A 21,977-nucleotide genomic window follows, 5' to 3' on the forward strand; every position below is an offset into this window, starting at 1 on the left:
GGCTGGAGAACAATATACGTGCCTGGCTTGGTCAGATGCTTCGGCGTGTATCGAAGCAAGCGCACGGCAGGGGCGGCCGGCTGTATAGCGCGGCCGCCCTGCGCTGCCGGCTACTCTCCTGGCGTGAAATACTGCCTGCGCTGATGCTGTTCCTGATGCATGGGAAACATGGTGGCATAGAACTCGGTCCAGCCGCCCATGCGCACCCGCACCAGGTTGTAGCGCTCCGGATCGTTCGCCGCCGCCTGGTAGGTCGCCAGGTCGGCGCAGGTGAGGGTGATCAGGTTGGAGCCGGTTTCGCCGCGTGCGTAAGCCTTCACAAAACGCTGCAGCTGTTGCAGCGGGAAATCCTCCTCGATGTTCATGTCGACCGGCGAGGCGTTCGACAGGCCATATTCGATGGAGTCGACGCGCCAGCTTTTCAGCGCCTGGTAGATGTTGCGGAAAGCCGGCGCCGGCGGCAGGTCTTGCGGCGCCGGCACCGGCGACAGGTCGGAGGCGATCGGCATGCCGTTGCGGCGGCCGTCGGCCGAGGCGCCGCAGGGCAGGCCGTCGCCGACATAGCCTTCGAAGGTGCCGATGCCAGGCGTGATCACGAACTCGGCGCTGCCGTAAGTGCTGGCAATGCCATCCAGCACCGGCTGCAAGGCCGGATGCGGCTTGCGTATCACATCGACGCAGATGCGCACGGTGTTGTCCATCACCCAGGCGCCGAGGGCGTCGACCTCGGCATCGCCGCTGCCCCACTTGGGCAGCGCCAGCGCCGCGTTGCGCAGCTCTTGGTAGCGGCGGCCGCGTTCTGCGGCGTCGGCCGGGCCCAGCAGCTGGCTTTGATAGGGCTCGATCATGTTGAAACCCCAGTCGTTGATCAGGCAGTCGACCAGTTCCGGCAAGGTAGTGAGGGCAGTGGCGGGATCGAACACCAGTTTCTGGATCGCATACAGCGAATCGATGGTGTTGGAGACGCCGACGCAGAGCGGCGCGATCATGTTGAAGCGGGCGCCGCCGGCGGTCAGGTCGCGCCCGGATTCGGCGCAGCCTTCGATCAGCGCCGACAGCAGCGGGCTGGGGCAGATGCCGGACAGATTGCCGAAGCCGCCCAGGATCACGTTATAGCTCTGGATAGTGATCCACTCCAGCTGTTGCAGGAAGATCTCTTGCAGCATCTTGAAGCTGGTGATCTCGGCTGCCGGCGGCGAGCGGAAGGTCTGCTTCAGCCCGCGCAGGTAGACCGGGCCGGCCTCGCCGTAGCAGGCGCCCTGATTCAGGGTTTGCTCCAGCGCCGTCATCGGCGTCACATTGTTGAAGGAAAAACCGGTGGCGCCGGCCAGCATCGGCTCGTAGCAGCCGTCCGCTGCGTAGTCGCGCGACCAGCGCAGCGTCACCTGGCTGCCGGAGGCATGCAGTGCTTGGCAGAGGCGGTCGTCCTGGTACAGGATCGGATGGGCGCCGCCGGCCAGCAGGCATTTGGCGGCCTCGTCCATGATCTCGTCCGGAATGCCGTCGTACACACGCAGCGACAGCGTCGGCGCGTTGACCGGAATCCGTCGCGCTGCCTTCAGGCACAGCATGGTGACCGGATTGACGCCGCCGGTCGGGGTCGCATCGTCATTGGCGATATAACCGCCGACCGTGATCTGCTGCACCCACTGGTTGATGCCGCCGCCCTGCGGGAAATTGCCGCCGTAGCCGCAGACGGCGGTGGTGCCGTAGTTGACATAGTCGGTCACCAGGCCGCGGTTGACGAAGGCATTCTCGCCGATCTTGAGCCACAGGCAGTCGACGATTTCCTGGGCTCGCTCGGGAGCGATGTTGTCGCGTTCCAGCAAGGGCCACAGGATCTGGTCCAGCCGTCCCAGCGAGGTCAGCTCGCCCACCAGGTGCAGGCAGCAATGGAAGGAAAACACCAGCTGCACGCCATCCTGGAAACTGAGCGGCGGCTCAGTGCGCAGGCGGCGCAGGCGGGCGGCGACGGCGCGCATATTGGCGGCGTTTTCCTCAGTGCCGGAGCGCTGTGCGGCGTTGGCGGCGGTTTCTGCCAGGGTAGCCCAGTTGCCCAGGTATTCCTGCACGCCTTCCAGCGACAGCGCGGCTGAAATATAGAATTCCAGCCGGTCTTTCAAAGCGCTGTCGCCGGGATTGTCTTGCTGCAGCAGCGCAGTCGCTTCCATCTGCCGCTTCAGCTCGGCGATCAGGCCGCTCAGTCCCAGCCTCACTAGTTTCTGGTAATGCGGCACCACGTGGCCCATCGCCGACCATTCGTTGAGCTGACCCTTGAGCCAGGCCGCCACGGTTTCATCCTGGTTCAGGTAGGGCACCACTTCCTTGCCGCGGCCGAGGGTGAAATCGGGAATCACGCCGACCAGCAGTTCTTCCGGATAGATGCGCAGCAAGCCGTTGTTGCGGGCGATATCGGACTGCGGGCTGGACAGCAGTCCGGCCAGCGTCTTGTGATTGGCCAGCCCCTTGCGCAGCGCTACTGAAGAAGTCAGCGATGGCGCTTCCACCTCGCTGACCAGTTCCGACAGATGCGGCAGGCGCGGGAAAGGATTGCGCTTGAGCCAGCCGTCGTTCCAGTGTGAAAACGCGCGTCCCAGCAAGGTCAGCAGGCGCGGGCTGGGCGGATCGCCGGCAAGGTACTTGCCTTCGCTCATCTGGTGCAGATAGTCCTGACCGTTGTAGAACAGGTAACCGTTCTTGCTGCGTACCTGCCAGTGCGGATCTTCCTGGACATTGTCGATGCCGGCCGCCGGCACGTTCAGTTCCTGCGCATTCGGCACATACCAGTAGCTGCCGGCGATACCCTGCACCACGCTCATCAGGCGGTCCGCCGGCCGCTCCGGCAGCTCGCCCATCATGTGCTTGATGATGGTTTCGAAGCGCGGCTGGGCATTGCAGAAGGCGACGAACATCAAGCCTTTCTCGCGCGCGGCGCTGCCCGCGTGTTCCCCGAACGGCAAGGCCTGGCGCAGCAGCTTGAGATTGTCGCCGTTGCTGTCCAGTACATGCACACGGCGGATATGGGCGTTGTGGTCGTGCTGCGGCAGGATGGCGCCGGCCGGATCGCGGCCCAGCATGGCGTCCTGGGCATCGGGCAGCATGTCGCCGATGCTGCTCCATTCGAACAGGAATTTTTGCGTGAAGCCGTAGCAGGCGCCTTGGAATTCGCCGTCGACCAGGATGTCGGCAGCCAGGCTGACGGGATCGTTTGGATTGGTGATGCCGTCCAGGTAGCGTCCGCCCATCACCTTGCCGTCCGGCCGTTTGCCGACCGCCAGGATCTCGATCTGCGCCGCCAGCGCTTCCAGCCCGGGGCGCACGCTTTCCATCAGTTGGGCGGCCGCCGCGGCGTTATCGGCTTTCAGGTAAAGCAGGACGTCGCCGCCGCTGTCGCGCAGCTTGGGCGAGTTGTTCAGCACCGTGCGCGATACCGGAATATCACGGTCGTGCCAGCCGCCCCACAAGTTGGGATCGAAGGCCGCCACCAGGCCGGCCTTGGCCGGCGATGCCTTGGCCGCCTGCGCCAGCGAACGGATCAGGCTGAGCAATGCTGCTTCAGTGGCCTGGCTGTGGTCGTGCAGCGTGATGGTGGCGATCTGGCCGAAAATGGCGCGGGTCAACAGGCCGTACTGGGAATGTTTGATAGCGTCGATAAACATCTTGAGATCCTTATCTGAACGTGGCGCGAGGCCGTGGGAGAGCGATTGCCGCTGGCAGCGGACCGGTGTGGCTAGCTTGTTTTTAATTTCTTTGCGGAAATTTATTCTATCGGAAAGCCATGCCGCGGATAGCGCCAATCTGCGCCTACTGTCAAATTTGACAGTAGGCGCTCCAGTTATATTGCAATATGGAAATATTAAGTCTAGTCTTTATGCAAAGCAGTCAGGCTCGGGGCTGGTCTCTGAATCGACGGGAGTGATGATGAAAAAGCTGGGAATGGCTGATCTGATCCATCCGCTGACGCTGGATGCTTTCATGGCGCGCTACTGGCAAAAGAAGCCCTATGTTGGCCACGGCTCGCCGCAGCGCTTTGCCGAAATCGCCGCTATCCCCGAGCTGGCCAGCATCGATGCGCTGCTGGAAGCCTGGCGCGGCGAGGCCGATGCCTGGGCCCCGCGCGACACCAAAAACCCGCTGATCAACGCCAGCGCGCGGCAACTGCCGGCATTCTATGAAAGCGGCTACACGCTTTACCTCAGCAAGGTCGAGGACCACGTGCCGGCGCTGGCACCGATCGCGCGCAAGCTTGAGCGCGACCTCGGCCTGCGCCAGGATGATGTGTATTTCGAAGCCTTCATTTCCAAAGGCACGGGCTCAGGGTTTCATTTCGATCCGAACGTCACCATCAACATCCAGCTGATCGGCAGCAAGCAATGGTGCGTCGCTGAAAACAAGCATCTGGTCAATCCGCATGTCGGCTGGTCGGCCGGCGCCGAGATCAACGAGCATATGCAGCGCTATGCGCGCCAGCCGTTCCCGACCCGCATGCCGCCCAATTGCCGGCGTTTCGAGGCCCGGCCCGGCACCTTGGTGTACCTGCATCCGGGTTACTGGCATTGCACCCTCAACCACGAGCCTTCTCTCTCGCTGCTGTTCACCATCAATCCGCCGTCCTGGACCGATCTGCTGATGGATGAAATCAGGGACTTGATGCTGAAGCATGACGACGGCCGCGAGCTGGCCTTCGGCCTGGCGTCGACTGCCGGCCATGAACAAAAGCGGCAACGCCTGCAGCATCTGATCGAAGCCGCCGGCGAGGCGGTGGCGCAACTGTCGGCCGACGACTTGCTGGCCGACTGGGGCGGCGTCCTGACTGCCTCGTTTGAACGCAATCCGCAGATCGCCTGCCGCGTCGACGCCGGCCGCAGCGGCCAGGACGATGTGCTGGTGATCCAATCTGGCCGCAAGCAGGAGCGCAGCGTGCTGGCGCCGGACGCGCGCCAGGTTCTGAAGTGGGTCAGCGCGCGGAAAAAATCTTTCCGCGGTCATCAGGCCGCCGAGGCAACCACGACCGTGGCGACCACGCGGGTGGCAGAAATACTGGAACAGTTTGCGGATGCCGGCTTGATCTTGAGGGAGGGTAGTGCCTGAGGCGAGGGACTCCCGCGGCGCCAAGCCGCGGGAGCGCCAGGGTTGCCAGCCGCGCCGGATCTGAGGTGATCGGCGCAGCCTACCCGTTACAAGAACTTGTAATTGGCGCCGACGGTAAAGAAGCGGCCGCGCGGATCGCCCTGCGTGATGTCGAAGTAAGGACTGCTTGGATCCCATGATGGTTTCTGGTTGAACAGGTTTTGCACGCCGAGCCTGAGCGTCAGGTCGCGGATGCCCTTGTAGCTCAAGGTCCAGTCGAAAGTGCTGTTATGGGCGACCGCGGCCGGGAAGTCGTCCTGCAGGCTGTTCTGGTCGATCTTGTAGCCGCCGGTGTAGTACCAGCTCAGGGTGCTAGAAACATTGCGGTAATCCCAGTTCAGTTCCGTGGTGCCGCGCCATTTCGGCAGCGCGCCGAAAGTGTTGACGCCGCTGCCGTCGATGGCCGGCTGGCCGGCCACGCGCGGCTGGCGGAAATTGAGCAGGTAGGTCCAGCCGCCGTGCAGGGTGAACTTGCCGGCGCTGGCGGTTGGGATCACCTGCCGCACATCGAAATCCAGGCCGGAGGTGACGCGGCTGCTCTGATTCTGGTACTGGTTGCTGATGGTCAGCAGCTTGCCTTGGGCGTCGCGCGTGACCCGTCCCGGAAACTGCGCTTCATTCAGCAAGATATAGCTGGCGTCGTCCGGACCGATGATGCCGGTCTGCTCGATATGATAGTAGTCGAGCGACAGGCTGGTGTTCCTGGCGGGGGACAGCACCACGCCAAAATCGAGGTTCTTGGAACGCTCCGGCTGCAGCTTGGGATTGGCCTGGTAGACGCCGGTGTAGCCGACGCTCTTGCCGGGTGTGACCGGATCGCGCGGATCGATCGCCGAGCCGTAGCTGATCGCGTTGCTGCTGGTGATCTCAGGCAGCGACGGCGCGCGGAAGCCGCGCGAGGCGGTGCTGCGCAACAGCAGCCAGTCGGTCGGCTGGAAGCGCAGGCTGAGCTTGGGCGAGAACGCCGTGCCGAAATCGCTGTAGTGATCGACGCGGCCGGCGGCGTTCGCTTCCAGGGTCTTCAGCACGGGAATCTTGATTTCCGCATAAGCCGCGGTGACGTTGCGCGAGCCGTTGATGATGTCGATGGCAGGACGCAGCTCGGTGCCGGAGAGGACGGCGCTGGAGGTGTCGGAATTGATGGATTCCTTGCGGAACTGGGCGCCGGCGGCAAAGCCGAGATCGCCCGCGGGCAAGGCCAGCAGCGGGCCGCTAACCGTCGCATCGAGCGAACTCAGCTTGGACACTGCGGGGCGCAAGGTCTCCAGCCGCAAGGCGTTGACGGCGCTGGCCGGATTGCCGGTCGCCGCCAGGTTGTAGCCGCCGTTCGCCAGCAGCTGCTGGAAGGCGTAGCGGTTGCCGAAGTTGCCCACGGTTTCCTGCAAGCGGCTTTCCGAATGCAGGGCCGATACGTCCCAGTCCCACTTGTCGTCAAGACTGCCCTTGAAACCGATCATGGCGCGGCTGAACTGGCTGACATCGGTCTTGCTGCGCGCCCCGACATCCCATAAATTGGTGGTCACCGGCGTCGGTTTGCCATAAGGATTGGCCGGATTCGCCGCCGGCAGCGTGGTGTCCACCGGCACCAGTGTCTGGCTGGCGTTGTTCCACGCCCGCAGGTTGCTGCTGATGCCCAGCGGTCCGCCAAACACGAAGCTGGCCGAGCTGCGGCTGTACAGCAGTTCGCTGTAGGCTTGCAGGCGGTCGTTGATCTGCAGGGTGCCGTGCAGCAGGGCGTGATAGCGTTCGATGGCCGGCATCAGCGTGTCGTATTGGGCCGGATTGTAGGCCCACACATCGCCTTGCTTGCCCGGCGTGATGGCGCCCCATGGCACTCTTTGCACCGGCCCGACGGTGTTGGCGAATCCTTGCCGCGGGTCGTTGTTATAGTAGTTGGTCGGCGTCCAGTTCAAGCGCCCGCCCGGCTGGCCGCGGAAATCGGCGCTGCTCAGATAGCTCACATCGCTGGCGCGCAGCTCCTGGCGCTGCTGGCCGTCCAGCGAGAAGTACACGTTATAGCCGTCCTTATCCAGATCGCCTTTGCCCGCGATGATATTGTAGGTGCGCTCGTTTTGTCCGGTACCGCTGCCGGATTTCCCCAGGCTGCCGCCGGTCTCTATGCCTTGATAGTTTTTCTTGAGGATGATGTTGACCACGCCGGCCACCGCATCGGAACCGTAGACAGCGGAAGCGCCGTCCTTCAGCACTTCGATGCGCTCCACTGCGGCCAGGGGTAGGGAATTGATATCGACAAAAGTGTCTTGCAGATCCTGCGCGGTCGCATAATTCGCCAGGCGTTTGCCATCCAGCAGGATCAGCGTGTTTTTCTGTCCCAGCCCGCGCAGCGAAACGCCTGCGGTGCCGGCGGAAAAGCTGCCTGTGTATTGCTCGTTGAAGCTGTTGCCGCTGTTGGCCGAAATCGAACGCAGTACGTCCGGCAAATTGGTCTTGCCGCTGGCCTGGATCTGCTTGGCGGTGATCACTTGCACGGAGGTGGCGCCGGCAGCGGCGGCGCCGCGGATGTTGGAACCGGTGACAATCACCTGGTCGATGGCTGTAGCGCCGGATTTTTGCTGGGCAGGGATTTCATCTGCAGCCTGCGCAAAGGCCGCCTGGCTTGAGAGTAGGGCGCTGATCATGGCAGCGAGTCGTGTGAGTTTCATGGCAGCGTATTGAGTAGTAAGTCAGGTGAAAAAAAATCCCGGCATGCCGGGACGCCGTCGGCAGCCGCATGAGCGGCGCAACGGAATTTGAACAAGGCGACAATATGTATCGTTACGTTTCAAAAAGTAACGAATATTTTCAAATGAGAATATGCGCTACGCTGCAAGGCATGCGCCGAGGAACGCGAGAATTTGCCGAAGAAGTTTTGACGAAGCCGGCAGGACGATATCCGGGATGGCAGAAGATGGAAAAGTTTTTACGCACGGCGCACCTGCTACATGATCAGGCGGTTTGAGATTACCCTAGACAGATCTGGCTATATCGAAAATACAAGGTCATTGAGGTGTCACACTCGGCGCCTATCATTCCGGCAGATTAATTTTCTCAATTGTTTTTTACGTGTTGGCGTTTCGAATATCCGGTATTCAGTGGGTCATAGCCTGGCGCCTGTATAGTGAACTAGGATGTTTGCTGCCGCACTCCGTGGATGTACTGGCGCCGCGCTGCCTTGAAGCAGAGGAAGACGGCGATGTCTGCCACGGGCATTTTTACATGCCGGCAGCGTTATCTTTAATGCGTATCTTTCTTCCAGAATCGTGCCGCGCCATTTCGGGAGCGGGAGAGATTCAGCGAATACAACAACGTACGACAGTCAAAGCAATACAGGCGGGATGAGTCGATCTCGCTGGTGGTCAGTCGCAATCTAATCAACTCCCTAACTGAAAGCGGGCCAACATGCTTCCGATCATCGCTCCAATCTTGCTTAACACGCAGCCAGTTTCCAGCCGGCAGGGCAGGGAACGCCGAATTTTCGTATCCGTCAATGCAGGAATTTCCAAGTGAAGGGCGTCACCATCCATCAATTGCGCTGTTTTGATGCGGTCGTCGAGGAAGGCGGATTTCAGGCGGCGGCGGAAAAATTGCATAGAACTCATCCGACGATTTGCATCGCTGTCAAAGTTTTGGAAGAACAACTGGGCATCTGCCTGTTCGACCGCAGCGGCTACCGCGTCACTCTGACCGAAGCGGGACAGGCATTCCATCATCGAGCACAACAGCTATTGCGCGAAGTCGAAGGATTGGATGGGTTCGCTGCCAATTTGGCGGCCGGTGAAGAAGCCGAATTGGGGATCGTGATCGGTGATCTGTGTCCGCTCCCGGAGATCGTCGGCTTCTTGCGAAATTTTTTCGACGGTTGCAAGACACGCTTGCATTTGCACTGCGAGGCGATTTCCGGCCCGTGGGAACGCCTGTTCGACGGTAGCGCCGATCTCATCGTCCATCACATCGACCAAAGCGATGCGCGTATCGAATTCATCGAACTGTCAAAAGTGCGTCTGGTGCCGGTCGTCGCCCCGGGCTTCATCGACCTTCCCGTCTCCGGTGATGTAACACAGCGGCAAATGCGCGACCGGGTGCAATGCATTATCCGCGACACAGCGCGTCATTCTCCGCAGCAGAATTATTTTTTGATCGACGGCTCGCCGCGTTGTACTGTAGGAGATCAATTCGTGAAAAAAGAGGTCATACTGCAAGGCATGGCGTGGGGACACATGCCGCACTTCATGATTGCGGAAGAACTGCGCGACGGACGCCTGCTGTCAATCGCTGGCAAGCACTTCCCTGGCAACAGCGTGAAGCTGGTCGCGGCGCGCTTACGCGACGGTTCACACGGCCCGGTTGCGAACCGTTTGTGGGACTACTTTTCCGAACAGGCTGGAAAACTGGATCTCGAAACGCGTGAAATGGCATTGATGAACCTGGCGATATAGCCGGTCCGGCACCGGCGACCATCATTTCATGATGATGCCCCGGTTGGCGTATCCACCGAAGACGCTGTATTTGCTTGAAAATGCCGTTTATTCAATCGACATCTGAACGATGTTCATTGGCAGATCACCACGCAGACGCCATGAAAAAGAAACTACTTGGCCGGGTTAAAGCAGAACAACAATTTTCCCGTGCACGGAATTCGATTCCATCAGATCGTGTGCATTCGAAATCTCGTTGAAAGGAAAGGTTTTCTGAGGCAATGCTTTATAGATCCTGTCGGTGGCCCGGTCGACGATGGACTGCATCGGGATTGCCGATAGCGGATGGTCTTTGGTGCCAAAGTTAAAGCTGGCAAAAAAGCTGAAATTCACCGAGGACGGCATGTCGGCTAGCGGGTTAAACAGGATTGGATCGCCGCCGCCAAGAAATCCTGCGTTACAGACATGACCGCCTTTTTTTGCGCACTTGAGAGAATCCAGCATGGTCGAATTGCCGACGATATCCATGACGCTGTCGATGCCGTCGGGATACAGTTGCCGGATCTGCTCGCTGGCATTGCCGTCTTCGAGTACGACGTGCTTGGCGCCAAGTTCTTTCAATAGCGCGACGCAATCTTTGTTGCGGGTTGAAGCCAGCACTTGAACTTCCTCTGTATTGGCGGCAATGTTGATGGCAGCCTGGCCCAGGGCAGAGGAGCCGCCGCGGATGAAGACGGTGTCGCCTTTCTTGAGTTTCAGGTTATCGTGCAAAACCGCCCAGGCCGTAGCGTAAGACTCTGGCAGGGCGGCGAAATCTTCCCATGGAATATTGGTATGCACGACGAACACGTTTGCGGCTGGAACGCTGGTGAATTCAGCGTAGCTGCCGTTGCTCTTGCGCCCCATGCCGCCCATGATCGCGGCTACGGTCTGGCCTTTCTTGAGCTTGCCGGACGGGTCGTCTTCCACTTGCCCGACGCATTCGATGCCGGTGACCGCGGCGACGTCGCCGAACAGTCCGCGGCGCATGTAGGTTTCCGCGCGGTTGATGCCAAACGCCTTGACCTTGATCAGGACTCTGCCAGCCTCAGGCTGTGGCACAGGGATATCCTTGATCACTAGCTGGTCGCTGCCGCCGTATTGGTTGATTACTATCGCTTTCATATGGATACCTTGAAATTCATTTATAGGGAATCTTGCGTTTGTGATTCTGCGCAGGCAGCGGCCTATTTGAAACAACAAAGTTTCAACACACAATGTAGATTTCCCGCCCCTCCAGTCCTTGCGACTTGCCGCTTAGTTCAGCAAACTGGCGGCGGGGCGCGCGATCCGGCAGGCGGCCCTGCCGGCATGATCCGTGTGGCGAATTCGGCAATCCGCGGCTGCACGATGCTGCATGCGTTCGTCCTGAACAGGGCACTGGGTAGTAAGATGCCTGGCAAGGCCATCTTTCTCTTGTTGTCAATGACGGCATAACTATCCCGTCCGGCTTCTGCCAATGCCTGGGCTGGCACTTCTTAAAACCGCATCGAGAGTTTCGCAATGGATAACGAAAAACGACGCACCCTGATGGGAATCGGCATGCTTGGCGTATCGGCGCTGGTCGGCCCACCGCAGCTGTACGCGGCCGCTCTGTCTGCCGAAGATACGGAGATTCCTCTGTGGCCCGGCGACAAGCCGCCAGGCGGCAGCGGCCCGCAAGGATCGGAGCGGACCAATGCCAAAGGGTCGCTAACCAATATTTCGCGCCCGCGCATGGCGGCATATCGTCCACAGCGCCCCAACGGCAGCGCCATGCTGGTGATCGCCGGCGGCGGCTATGCGCATATCGAGCGCGGCACGGAAAGCATTCCGGCGGCGCGCTGGCTGCAAGCATTGGGCATCACCGTATTCGAGCTGATCTATCGCTTGCCTGGCGAAGGCTGGAGCAACCTCGCGCCGTTCCAGGACGGGCAGCGGGCCATGCGCCTGATCCGGGCCTCGGCGGCGCAGTACGGTCTGGACGCCAAGCGCATCGGCATCCTGGGATTTTCCGCCGGCGGCCATCTGGCCGGAACCACCGCCGCCGAACCGGACGCGCCGCGTTATGCGGCAACCGACATGGCTGACCAGTTTTCCGCGCGCCCCGACTTCGCCGGCCTGGTCTATCCGGTGCTGAGCTTCATGCCGCCCTATGACAATACGCATTCGCGCCGTGAAATCATCGGCAAGCATCCGGACCTGGTCGAGAGCGAGGCATTTTCGGTAGAGCGGCATGTCGGCGCCGGGATGCCTGCCACATTCCTGGCGCAGGCCGCCGACGACCCGATCTCGCCGATCCAGAACAGCCTGCTGATGTTCAACGCGCTCAAGGCCGCGCGGATTCCGGCGGAAATGCACGTTTTCCAGGAAGGCGGACATGGCTGGGGCCTGGGGCCGGAGGGGAGCCTGGTGCATGCCTGGCCAGCCTTGTTTGAGACCTGGATCAGGCATAACGGCTGGATGGGATCAGTCTAGGAGCAGGCCCCCGGCTGCAATCGCCGGCTTCTGGTAGCATGCTATTCGGGCATAGACTTGCTCCAGTGCTGACGTTTGCCTGGAGGCCGATGATTTCAGCTGCCGCAAGTTACATCTCCCCACAACACCCCGACATTCATTCTTCATCCAGATAGGAATCACCATGAGCGTTACCACCAAATGGATAGACATCGAAGCCGCCGACGGCACTTTCGGCGCCTACCTGGCCATCCCGCACACCGGCAAGGGCCCTGGCATCGTGCTGCTGCAGGAAATCTTCGGCGTCAACGAACACATCCGCTCGGTTGCCGAACAATACGCCGCCGACGGCTACATGGTGCTGGTGCCGGACCTGTTCTGGCGCAGCGACAAGCGCATCGAATTGACTTATGACGACGCCGGCTGGAAACGCGCGGTCGAACTGATGAACGCTACAGACGTCGCCAAGGCGCAGGCGGACATCGCATTGACCGTTGCCGCCCTCAAGGCGCAGCCCGGTCTGGAAGGCAAGCTCGCCGTGATCGGCTATTGCTTCGGCGGCCGGCTGGCGTATAACACCGCGGCCGACGGCCTGGTCGATGCTGCGATCGCCTATTACGGCGGTGGCATCCAGAACCAGCTGCAACGCGCCGACGAGATCACAGTGCCGCTGCTGATGCATTTCGGCGGCGCCGACAGCCACATTCCGCCGGAGGCGGTGCAGACCATCGCCGAGCGTTTCGAAGACAATGACGATGTCGAAGTACACGTCTACCCGGGCGCGGAACACGGCTTCAACTGCTCGCACCGCTCCAGCTACAACCAGCGGGCGGCGGCGGAAGCGCATGGTAATTCCTTGACTTTCCTCAGCGATCATCTGTAACTATTCCGTGCACTTGCACTGTCGTCCCCGCGAACGCGGGGACTCAGGTTACTGGCCGGGGTCATGAGCATGGATTCCCGCGTTCGCGGGAATGACGGGGGCGCCTAGCCGGGGACGCCTAGCTGGGGGCGCCCAGACGTGGCCGACGAGGCCGGGGTCGCTTGGCTCGAGGCGTGTAGCTGGCGCCACGCCGAAGCTGCAAAAAATTATTTTCTTGCCGCCACAATATATGCTGTTCTGAAACGTCTTCCATGCCATGAACCCAACATCCTCTACCCCGTCTACGCAGTTCTCCCGCTACCAGAAATTTGTCGTCGGCATGCTGGCCTTCCTGCAATTCGCCGTCATCCTCGATTTCATGCTGATGTCGCCGCTGGGCGCCATGATCATGCCAGCGCTGGCGATCGAGCCGAAACAGTTCGGCCTGGTGGTTTCCGCCTATGCCTTCAGCGCCGGCATCTCGGGACTGCTGACGGCAGGCTTCGCCGACCGCTTCGACCGCAAGAAGATCCTGTTGTTCTTTTATACCGGTTTCATCGTCGGCACCTTGTGGTGCGGGCTGGCGCAAAGCTTTGAGATGTTGCTGCTGGCGCGCATAGTCACCGGTCTGTTCGGCGGCGTCATCGGCTCCATCGTGCTGGCTATCTCGACCGACCTGTTCCCGCCGCAGATGCGCGGGCGCGTGATGGGGCTGATCCAGACTGCCTTCGCCGCCAGCCAGGTGCTGGGCATTCCGATCGGCCTGTATCTGTCGAACCGCTGGAACTGGCATGTGCCGTTCCTGGCGATGGCTGGCCTTGGCGTGTTCGGTGGCCTGTTCGTGGCCTGGCGCATGCAGCCTGTCGCGGATCACCTCGGGCTGCCACAGGAACACAGCCCGTGGATGCATCTGTTCCATACGCTGACCGAGCGGCGCTACCTGATGGCCTTCGCCACCACCTCGCTGCTGACCACCGGCGGCTTCATGCTGATGCCCTTCGGCAGCGCTTATGCCGTCAACAACCTTGGCATCAACCTGCACGACCTGCCCACGGTCTATCTGGTCACAGGTTTATGCACCATCTTTATCGGTCCCCTGATCGGCAAGGCCGCGGATGCCTTCGGCAAATTCAGGGTGTTCATGCTGGGTACCGCGCTGTCGATCATCATGGTGCTGATCTATACCCATCTCGGGCCGACCTCCCTGGCGGGCCTGATTGCCGTCAATGCGATTCTGTTCGTCGGCATCTTCTCGCGCATGATTCCTTACCAGGCGCTGGTGTCGTCGGTGCCGAGCGCGACCCAGCGCGGCTCGTTCAGCGCCATCAGCGCCTCCATCCAGCAGCTGTCGGGCGGCATCGCTTCGGTGGTCGCCGGCCACATCGTCACCCTCGGGGCGGACGGCAAGCTGCAGCACTTCGATGTGCTGGGCTACGTGCTGGTCGGCACGTCGCTGGCGGCCTTGCTGTTGCTCTGGCGCCTGCAGCGCAGTCTCGGCAACGCAGCGGCACCGCTGCCGGCAACGGCTCTCTGAGCCGTGCATCGGTTTAGCCGGGGATATCGGCAGGCGTAAAAAAAGCGCCAACCGGCATCGGTTGGCGTTCGTGACGCAAAATTCTGACGACAGAGTGGGAGAGCCGGCTGTACAAGACTTCCTGTTCCCCGTCCCGGCGCCGCCGGTATTGCTAAGGCGTCGCGGCGGCTACCGCCGGTGTGCGCGGCGGCGCATTCTTCACATAAGTGTCGAACCAGCGCAGCATTTCATACACCAGTTGCTCGTTCGATTCCATCGCTGCATACCAGTGCGGTTCATGCGGCAGCATCACTAGGCGCGTGGTGCCTCCATTGCCGCGGATCGCCTCATACAGCTTGCTGGCCTGCAGCGGCGTGGTGCCGGGATTGGCATCGTCCGCGCCATGCACGATCAGAATAGGCGTCTTCATCTTGTCGGCGTAGAAGAATGGCGAAACCTTCAGATACACATCCTGCGTTTCCCATACCGAACGCTGCTCGTTCTGGAAGCCGAACGGCGTCAGCGTCTTGTTGTAGGAACCGCTGGTGGCGACGCCGGCCCGGAACATGTCCGAATGGGCCAGCAGGTTGGCGGTCATCAGCGCGCCGTGGCTGTGGCCGGTGACGCCGATGCGTTCCGGATCGGCGACTCCCAGCCGCACCGCTTCGTCAACCGCGCCCTTGGCATCGGCCACCAGTTGCTCCATATAGGTGTCATAGGCTTTCTTCGGATCGCCGACGATAGGGAAGGCGGCGTTGTCTATGATGGCGTAGCCAGCCAGCAGCAGCAAACGGTACTGGCGCAGGCGCGTGAAGGTTTCCTGCGAGCCGGTGGTCTGGCCTGCCTTGGCAGCATCGGCGTAGTCGAGCGGATAGGCATACAGGATGGTCGGCACGCGCTGGCCTTCCTGGTAGCCGGGCGGGGTGTACAAGGTGAACGACAAATCCAGGCCGTCGGCGCGCTTGTATTTCACCAGCCGCTTCTTGATCTGGCGCACCACCGGCGTCGGATCCGGAATATGGGTGATGGCGGCGCTGCTCGAAGCAAAGACGGCTTCTCCAGCGGCGGCATCAAGCGGCGCACCGATATTGCGGATAAACGCATTGGGCGGATCCATCACCGACTGACGCCAGCTCAGGAAGTTTTGCGCACCCGCTCCGGCGAAGCCCAGGAACTGCTCGTAGGAGCTCTTGTCGCTGCGGAACAGGCGTTCCGATTTCAGCGTCTTCAGGTCGAGCTTGTCGAGGAAGGGACGGTCGCCGTCCGGCGAAGCGCCGACGCCGCTGAGGAAGATTGCATCGCCGTCCTGGCGTAGCACCGTGGCGCCGTTGGGCAGCTGGCGTTTGACCGGGCTGCCCGGATTGGCATATTTTTCATCGGTCGACAAATCCCATAGCAAACGCGGCTTCTGCTGGGCATCGTCGACATTGACCAGGAAACTGCGCCGCCAGTGGCGGTTGCGATCGTATTCGGTCAACAATGCAAGATCTGCCTGCTCGGTCCAGGAGATGCCGACATAGCGCTGCTCGGTACGAGTGATTTCCAGCGGCGCTGCATCGAACGGCGCCTTGGACAGCATCAGCTTGTCGCGTGCCGGCACCTTGGTCTTCCAGTCGCCGCCGTCGAGCGCTTCGGCCCAGACCAGCGTCGCCGGTTCGGTCGCGCGCCAGGAAAAGTCGCGCGGTCCGAGCGCAACGCCGCCGATCGGGACCCGGTCCGCCAGCGGCAGCGAGGCGATGCGATGTACCGCTAGGTTCGGGCGCTTGGCGAGATCCCAGACTTCCACTTCATGTGGAAAACGGTCGAAGGTGGTGACGTAGGAATACGGTTTGCGAATCGCGCTGACCAGCACATGCCGGCCATCCGGCGCGGCTGTCACCGATTCGTAGCGGCCGGCGGCGCCGATTGGCGTGACGGCCAGGCTGCCGGCGTCAACCAGCGCCAGCTGCGCGGCGGCGTAGTAGTCGAACAGATCTTCGTCGTGCTGGTTGCTCAGCGTATCGCGGTTTTCGTAGGTGCTGCTCTGTCCTGTGCCGCCGCCCGATTCCTGGATGCTGGGGCCGGCAGGGATCAGCGGTTCCGGCGGCGGTGGACCCATGCGCGCGGGAACCAGCTTGACCAGCAGCGTTTTCTGGTCGGGCATCCATTGCAGCTCGTCTTCCAGCATCGGATTCAGGTGCGCGCCCGGCACGCGCTTGACCGCGCCGGTGCTGGCGTCGCCAATCCACAGATCAACCGAATCGGCGGTGATGTTTTCGAAAGCGAAACGCTTGCCGTCGGCGCTCCATAGCGGCCTGCCAGGGCAGGCGTCCGCCGGCAGTGCGATACGCGTCTGTGCGCCGTCCGGGATATGCACCAGCTCAAAGCTGCTGGCGCAGGGCGTGATGCCGTAGCCGCCCGGGGTATCGTGCTTGCTATGGTTCTTGGGTTCGACGCGTACCCCGGCCAGGCGCAGGAAAGGCGCCGCCACCCGGGAAATCGACGGATAGTCTTGCCAGGACACCAGCAGCATGCGTTCATGCGTCGGGCTCAGCACTGGCACTGGCGGCGATGGCGCGCGCATGACATCGAGGATGTTCTTGGGAGGCTGGTTGTAGCCGGAGGCGGAACTGGCCGCCGTTGCCGGCGCGGCCGGCGCAGCTAGCGCGGCCGACGCGACGCCGGTCGCCAGCAGCGTGACCCACAGACAGGTCAAGGGGGATTTTATTGCCATTGGTGTCCTCAGTTTTGTTGCGGATGCAATAGGAGTTATGTCAGTTTGGTATGTGACTCTACTGATATTGCCATTTGAGACTGAAAAAGGGGCCATTTTCAGCGAATTATTTAGCAATGCCATGAAACGGCGGCAGGCAATGCCAAGCGTTCGCAGACTTAATGGCTGGTAATCCGTTGCGGATTTGACGCCAGCGGGCGATGTGATAATATACGATTCGTATATGAAACGTATAATTGAAGGGTAACCATGGGCATCGTCAAAATCTCCGATCTAATGCACGACAACCTGCGCAGCGCGAGCGATGCGCTGAGCCGTTCCATCAACGCCCAGGCCGAACACTGGATGCGCATCGGCATGCTGTCCGAACTGCATCCAGAGCTTTGCCATGGTGATATCTGCCAGCTGCTGATGCGCGCCAAGCAGGCAGGCGACCAGAGCTTGGCGTTCTTCACGCAAGAGCTCCAGCCTCCGGCCGCGGCGCCGAAGCCGGCACGAAAGGCCTTGCGATGAGCCGCCCTGACATGATCAAGTCGGCGGCCGACATCGCCAAGGCACGTATCGCCGGCGCCCTGGCTGCCGACGTGCTGCGGATGATAACGGAACATGTAAAGCCCGGCGTCACCACCGAGGCGCTGGACCGCCTGTGCCATGACTACATCGTCCATGTGCAAAAGGTGATACCGGCCAACGTCGGCTACCATGGCTTCCCGAAGACGGTGTGCATTTCCGTCAACGATGTGATCTGCCACGGCATCCCTTCGGCACAGGAGATCTTGAAGGACGGGGACATCGTCAACATTGACGTGGCAGTTATCGCGGATGGCTGGTTCGGCGACACCAGTCGCATGTACTACGTCGGCGAGCCTAGCGCGCTGGCGCGCCGGCTGGTCGACACCACCTACGAGGCGATGCGGGCCGGCATCCTGCAAGTGCGCCCCGGCGCAACGCTGGGCGACGTCGGCCATGCGATCCAGAGCGTGGCGCAACGGGAGCGCTTCAGCGTCGTGCGCGAATATTGCGGCCACGGCATCGGCCAGGTTTACCACGACGATCCGCAGGTGCTGCACTATGGAAATCCGGGGGAAGGGATGCGCCTCAAGTCCGGCATGGTGTTCACCATCGAGCCGATGCTGAATGCCGGCAAGCGCGAAACCAGGGAGCTGGAAGACGGCTGGACGGTGGTCACGCGGGATCATTCCTTGTCCGCGCAATGGGAGCACATGGTGGCGGTGACGGCCGACGGCTTTGAAGTGCTGACACCGTGGCCGGATGGCGCCGGGTCTTATGAACTGATTGCCTGAGCGGCTGCTACGCCAGGCGGTGATGGGAACTGAACGTGGAAAGGCTGGTATCCAACTGAGCGCCCATCATCGAGAAAAGAGCTAATTCGCGGGTCGTCACTCGCTTTCCGACAACAGGGAAATCCTGGCCGGCAGTTCCGTTTTCAGAAATTCTATATACGCCCGCACGGCAGGCACGACGCCACGCCGCGTCGGAAATACCAGGCGCACATGACCAGCCGGCGGACGCCAATCGGGCAGTACCCGCTGCAGCGTCCCCTGCCCCCGCTCTTCCGAGCAGATGTGGCAAGGCAAAGCGATCACTCCCATATGCGCAAGCGCCGCTTTTTTAAGCAGCCGGATGTTGTCGCTTCTCATGCGCGCCTTCAATTTAATTGCCAGCTGTTCGCCGGCCCGGTTCTGTAGACGCCAGGCTGGCGCTTCATCCTCCATGCCAAATACGAGCGCATCCAGCGCAGCCAGATCGGCCGGCGATTGCGGCTGCCCGGCATGCTTTATAAAAGACGGACTCGCATAGAGTCCCCACGGGGTTTCGCACAGGTTGGCCTGGATCAGGCTGGAATTCTCCAGCGCCTGCGCATTGATGCGCAAGGCGACATCGATTCTTTCTTCGACCAGGTCGACGTTGCGATTGGTAATCTGCGTCATGACCTGGACTTTGGGAAATTTGGCCATGAAGCGCGGCAACAGATCGCTCAGGACCAGATCGACCATGCCATCCGGCGCACTGACGCGTATTACTCCCACCGGCTCGACCAAAGTGCGCTGAACCACATCTTCGGCAGCCTGGGCTTCGGCGATCATCGCGACACAACGCTGGTAAAACTCGGCGCCGACATCGGTCAGCGCGATCCGGCGCGAGGTTCGGTGCAGCAAGCGGACGCCAAGCAATTTCTCCAGTTCTGCAATACGCCGGCTCAATCTGGATTTCGGAATGACCAGAGCGTCTGCCGCCGCCGTGAAGCCGCCATGGTCGACAACCTGAACAAAGAAATACAGGTCATTCAGATCGATAGTCAGTTTGCTCATCAAAAGTTCCGTCTTTATCGTTCCATGTACAGAACGGAAGATCGCATTTTAGCTAATTTATCTCCGTTTTCTTTGGGCATAGTATCAATCGCACGGCAAGACATGCTGGAAAACAGCTTCCACAGAATGCCGACGCCGACGCCATCCCGGCTCATACTTTTACTGAAAGCGCAAAATGAACATCTCAAAATTAGTTGCCGGCGCGATGCTTATCGCTGCCGCAGGCTCCGCTCTTGCCGAAGCTAGCTATCCGCCAGAACTGCCTTTTGTCTCGAGCAAGACGCGTGCAGAAGTCATCGCTGAATTGAAACAGGCGCGCGACGATGGCAGCCTGAACTACGCTGCTTCCGCCTACCCGGTGCTGCGGCCGGTCGCATCGACCACGACGCGCGCCGAAGTCAAAGCCGAATTGAAGTCCGATACGCCCGTTGCGAATCGCGAGCTGGACGAGCTGCGCGACAACCTTGGTCATTGAGCCGGCAGCAGCAAATCATGTCAATCAAGGACGGTGGCGCTGCGCCTGGCCACGCCGCCGTATTGAAGCATGTTTTCCCTTCTGGCTCAGCCGGTTCGGCGCCGGCGCAAAAGCCAGATTAAATTCACATCACGCTTCATTGAAATATCGGAAATCATGCAAACTTCCCCTGCACTGTATCGCACCGGCCGTATCCTCCTCGCTTCGCTGTTCGTCATTTCCGGCGTGCTCAAGATTGTCGGCTTTTCCGACGTGGTCGGCTACATGGATCGCATCGGTGTGCCGTTCGCCACGCTTGCCGTGCTGGCCGCGATTCTGATTGAGGCCGGCGGCGGCCTGGCGATCCTGAGCGGCTGGCGTGTCCGTCCGGTGGCTGTGGCGGTGGCCGTGTTCACAGCGATTGCCACGCTGACCGCGCACCGGTTCTGGCAAGCGGATCCTGCCGGCATGCAGAATCAGCTTAACCATTTCCTGAAGAATATTTCGATTATCGGTGCTTTGCTGATGCTGGCTGCAACGGACGAAGGCTCTCCAGGAAAAAAATAAGAGTTGTCGCCAGCCTGGCGACAGCCGCAGCCCCTATGCCGCAGGCGTGGTATGCCTGGTAGGCGTCACTTCTTCATGGTAATGCGGGGCGGCCGCGGCCGACGACATCAAGGCGGCGTTGGCCAGGATGGTTTCAGTCAGCAGCGTCGGTTTGGCGGGGTCAGACCAGCACGCCAACGCGGAGTTTCTGTTGCCGTGCAGGTCGACGATTTTTCTTTTTGCTTCGGCATAGGAAGCGCCGGCGCGGGGCGGAGATGGAAAGACCTTGGGCGGCAGCACGATGGCGTCGCCCGGGGCAAGCCAAAGATCAGCCAATGAAATTTCATTCACGTAGGGACGCCAGCGCGCGACGCTGATGACCAGCGGATGGCTGTCCTGGGAAAAAAAGACATGGGGGAAATTGTGGAACTCCAGGTCTGTCGGATTGTAGGTCAGCAGTTCGCGCCGCCGCGCGGCTCCCAGGTAGGGGGACTGGTGCCCGGCCCACTTGCCGTAGGTGTATTTTGAGCAGACCAGGCCTTCGTATGCAAAGCGGACGGATTCGCCGTTTCTCAGCAAGGTCATGCCAAAGGCGCGTGCAGTCTCAGGCGTCGCCCGCAAGCCTTGGTAATGGACTTCCTTTACCTTGAAGTCAAACAAGGTGAGGGCGTAGGACCCATCGGGATCGACTATTTCCCGGTGCGTGATGTTGCTGTATCCGGTTCCGCGCTCCAGATCCGGATTTTCCGTAGCCATCTCGATCAAAGTCCCTTTCGGATCGCGCAGATGTTCGGGATGGCCTCTATCGTTATACAGATAAGAATGGGTTTTGGCGTCAGGGAGCGGGAATGGGCTGCCGTCCAGGATGAAGACTATCGGATCGAATATGTTCGGGGCCACAAGTTTGCTCCAGCGTTATGCGCAATAGCGAATAAACCCAAGGTGTCGATATTACATCAGCATGCCGCTGTCTTGCGGCGCCATCCCCGCAAATCTGCATTTGCGGGGATGGCTAAAAACGGCCTGCTAAAAAACAGGCACGCAAACTATGATTTAATCTGGAACGAGCAAGCATTCACATCGCCGCCCGTTCCTTCGCACGAAACTTTAAAAGCGCCCGCTGGCGAGCAGCTGATGCTCTGGCTGTTGCTGCCTCTGAGCGGGCAGCCGAAATTGATCGTGATGACGGCATTGCCGATCTGCCAAGTTGCAGTGCCTTCCGTGCCCGATGGCGAGCTGTCCCGTCCTTGCGATGCAAAGCGGCTGTTGCTGAAGCTAGGAACATCGACCGGCGATTGCATCCATTTACCCCAGGACAGGTTGGAGCTTTTGATGATCATCGGATGTTGTGTGAAATTGCTAACGGTGCCCTGAACCTGAAGGCGTTCATAGGCAACTTGGATTTCATCGGCAGACAGTTCGGATGCGGCGACAGTAGTGTTCATATGATTCTCCGTGTGACAGCTATTGATCAGGCTCTTTGGAAATTGCCCCCGTTATTTAAAGTGGTTTCTGGACTCCACTGGTTTACCCTGA

At 60.6% G+C, this 21,977-nt stretch carries 17 protein-coding genes; 10 read left to right on the forward strand and 7 right to left on the reverse strand.

What is annotated here, in order from left to right:
* Positions 1–110: 110 nt before the first annotated feature.
* The gene (locus BCF11_RS11950) at positions 111–3,659 is read right to left on the reverse strand and encodes a pyruvate formate lyase family protein (protein ID WP_098494939.1); all 3,549 of its coding nucleotides are present in this window, start codon (positions 3,657–3,659) and stop codon (positions 111–113) included.
* 277 nt (positions 3,660–3,936) lie between these two features.
* On the opposite strand from BCF11_RS11950, the gene BCF11_RS11955 reads away from it, so the two are divergent.
* The gene (locus tag BCF11_RS11955; RefSeq protein WP_158229183.1) at positions 3,937–5,091 is read left to right on the forward strand and encodes a JmjC domain-containing protein; all 1,155 of its coding nucleotides are present in this window, start codon (positions 3,937–3,939) and stop codon (positions 5,089–5,091) included.
* An 86-nt stretch (positions 5,092–5,177) separates the two neighbouring features.
* Here BCF11_RS11955 and BCF11_RS11960 read toward each other — a convergent pair whose 3' ends face one another.
* Complete coding sequence (locus BCF11_RS11960) at positions 5,178–7,793, reverse strand: TonB-dependent receptor (RefSeq protein ID WP_233212460.1); 2,616 nt, start codon at positions 7,791–7,793, stop codon at positions 5,178–5,180.
* Positions 7,794–7,861: 68 nt separating this feature from the next.
* Between BCF11_RS11960 and BCF11_RS27560 the strand changes: the two genes are divergently transcribed.
* Positions 7,862–8,089, forward strand: a complete 228-nt coding sequence (locus tag BCF11_RS27560; RefSeq protein ID WP_143751313.1) for a hypothetical protein — start codon at positions 7,862–7,864, stop codon at positions 8,087–8,089.
* A gap of 544 nt (positions 8,090–8,633) precedes the next feature.
* Positions 8,634–9,566 carry a LysR family transcriptional regulator gene (locus tag BCF11_RS11965; protein ID WP_098494942.1) on the forward strand — a complete coding sequence of 311 codons (933 nt, stop codon included), beginning with the start codon at positions 8,634–8,636 and terminating at the stop codon, positions 9,564–9,566.
* A 165-nt stretch (positions 9,567–9,731) separates the two neighbouring features.
* Here BCF11_RS11965 and BCF11_RS11970 read toward each other — a convergent pair whose 3' ends face one another.
* Entirely contained in the window at positions 9,732–10,709 is a 978-nt protein-coding gene (locus BCF11_RS11970; RefSeq protein ID WP_098494943.1) for a zinc-binding dehydrogenase, read from the reverse strand.
* A 378-nt stretch (positions 10,710–11,087) separates the two neighbouring features.
* Here BCF11_RS11970 and BCF11_RS11975 point away from each other — a divergent pair, with 378 nt between their 5' ends.
* From BCF11_RS11975 to BCF11_RS11985, 3 genes are all read left to right on the forward strand, one after another.
* Positions 11,088–12,041, forward strand: a complete 954-nt coding sequence (locus BCF11_RS11975; protein ID WP_098494944.1) for an alpha/beta hydrolase — start codon at positions 11,088–11,090, stop codon at positions 12,039–12,041.
* 163 nt (positions 12,042–12,204) lie between these two features.
* Entirely contained in the window at positions 12,205–12,903 is a 699-nt protein-coding gene (locus BCF11_RS11980; RefSeq protein ID WP_098494945.1) for a dienelactone hydrolase family protein, read from the forward strand.
* Positions 12,904–13,159: 256 nt separating this feature from the next.
* Entirely contained in the window at positions 13,160–14,416 is a 1,257-nt protein-coding gene (locus BCF11_RS11985) for an MFS transporter (protein WP_098494946.1), read from the forward strand.
* Positions 14,417–14,567: 151 nt separating this feature from the next.
* Here BCF11_RS11985 and BCF11_RS11990 read toward each other — a convergent pair whose 3' ends face one another.
* Positions 14,568–17,108, reverse strand: a complete 2,541-nt coding sequence (locus BCF11_RS11990) for a prolyl oligopeptidase family serine peptidase (RefSeq protein WP_098494947.1) — start codon at positions 17,106–17,108, stop codon at positions 14,568–14,570.
* Between the two features lie 249 nt (positions 17,109–17,357).
* On the opposite strand from BCF11_RS11990, the gene BCF11_RS11995 reads away from it, so the two are divergent.
* Positions 17,358–17,621 carry a ParD-like family protein gene (locus tag BCF11_RS11995; RefSeq protein ID WP_098494948.1) on the forward strand — a complete coding sequence of 88 codons (264 nt, stop codon included), beginning with the start codon at positions 17,358–17,360 and terminating at the stop codon, positions 17,619–17,621.
* A complete protein-coding gene (gene map, locus BCF11_RS12000) occupies positions 17,618–18,412 on the forward strand; it encodes a type I methionyl aminopeptidase (protein WP_098494949.1) in 795 nt (264 codons plus the stop codon). Before BCF11_RS11995 ends, map begins: the two co-directional genes overlap by 4 nt.
* Positions 18,413–18,508: 96 nt before the next feature.
* Here the strand turns inward: map and BCF11_RS12005 are convergent, their stop codons facing one another.
* Positions 18,509–19,441 carry a LysR substrate-binding domain-containing protein gene (locus tag BCF11_RS12005; RefSeq protein WP_098494950.1) on the reverse strand — a complete coding sequence of 311 codons (933 nt, stop codon included), beginning with the start codon at positions 19,439–19,441 and terminating at the stop codon, positions 18,509–18,511.
* A 175-nt stretch (positions 19,442–19,616) separates the two neighbouring features.
* Between BCF11_RS12005 and BCF11_RS12010 the strand changes: the two genes are divergently transcribed.
* Positions 19,617–19,916 (forward strand): DUF4148 domain-containing protein, encoded by a 300-nt coding sequence (locus BCF11_RS12010; RefSeq protein ID WP_098494951.1) that lies wholly within the window; start codon positions 19,617–19,619, stop codon positions 19,914–19,916.
* A gap of 156 nt (positions 19,917–20,072) precedes the next feature.
* Complete coding sequence (locus tag BCF11_RS12015; RefSeq protein ID WP_098497469.1) at positions 20,073–20,462, forward strand: DoxX family protein; 390 nt, start codon at positions 20,073–20,075, stop codon at positions 20,460–20,462.
* 33 nt (positions 20,463–20,495) lie between these two features.
* Here BCF11_RS12015 and BCF11_RS12020 read toward each other — a convergent pair whose 3' ends face one another.
* Together BCF11_RS12020 and BCF11_RS12025 are read right to left on the reverse strand one after the other, a co-directional pair.
* Positions 20,496–21,341 (reverse strand): hypothetical protein, encoded by an 846-nt coding sequence (locus tag BCF11_RS12020; protein ID WP_233212461.1) that lies wholly within the window; start codon positions 21,339–21,341, stop codon positions 20,496–20,498.
* Positions 21,342–21,487: 146 nt separating this feature from the next.
* Positions 21,488–21,886: an aegerolysin family protein gene (locus BCF11_RS12025; RefSeq protein ID WP_098494952.1), complete on the reverse strand. Its 399-nt coding sequence runs from the start codon at positions 21,884–21,886 to the stop codon at positions 21,488–21,490.
* Between the last annotated feature and the right edge of the window lie 91 nt (positions 21,887–21,977).

It is taken from the genome of Collimonas sp. PA-H2, assembly GCF_002564105.1.
In the GTDB taxonomy this organism is placed as follows: domain Bacteria; phylum Pseudomonadota; class Gammaproteobacteria; order Burkholderiales; family Burkholderiaceae_D; genus Collimonas.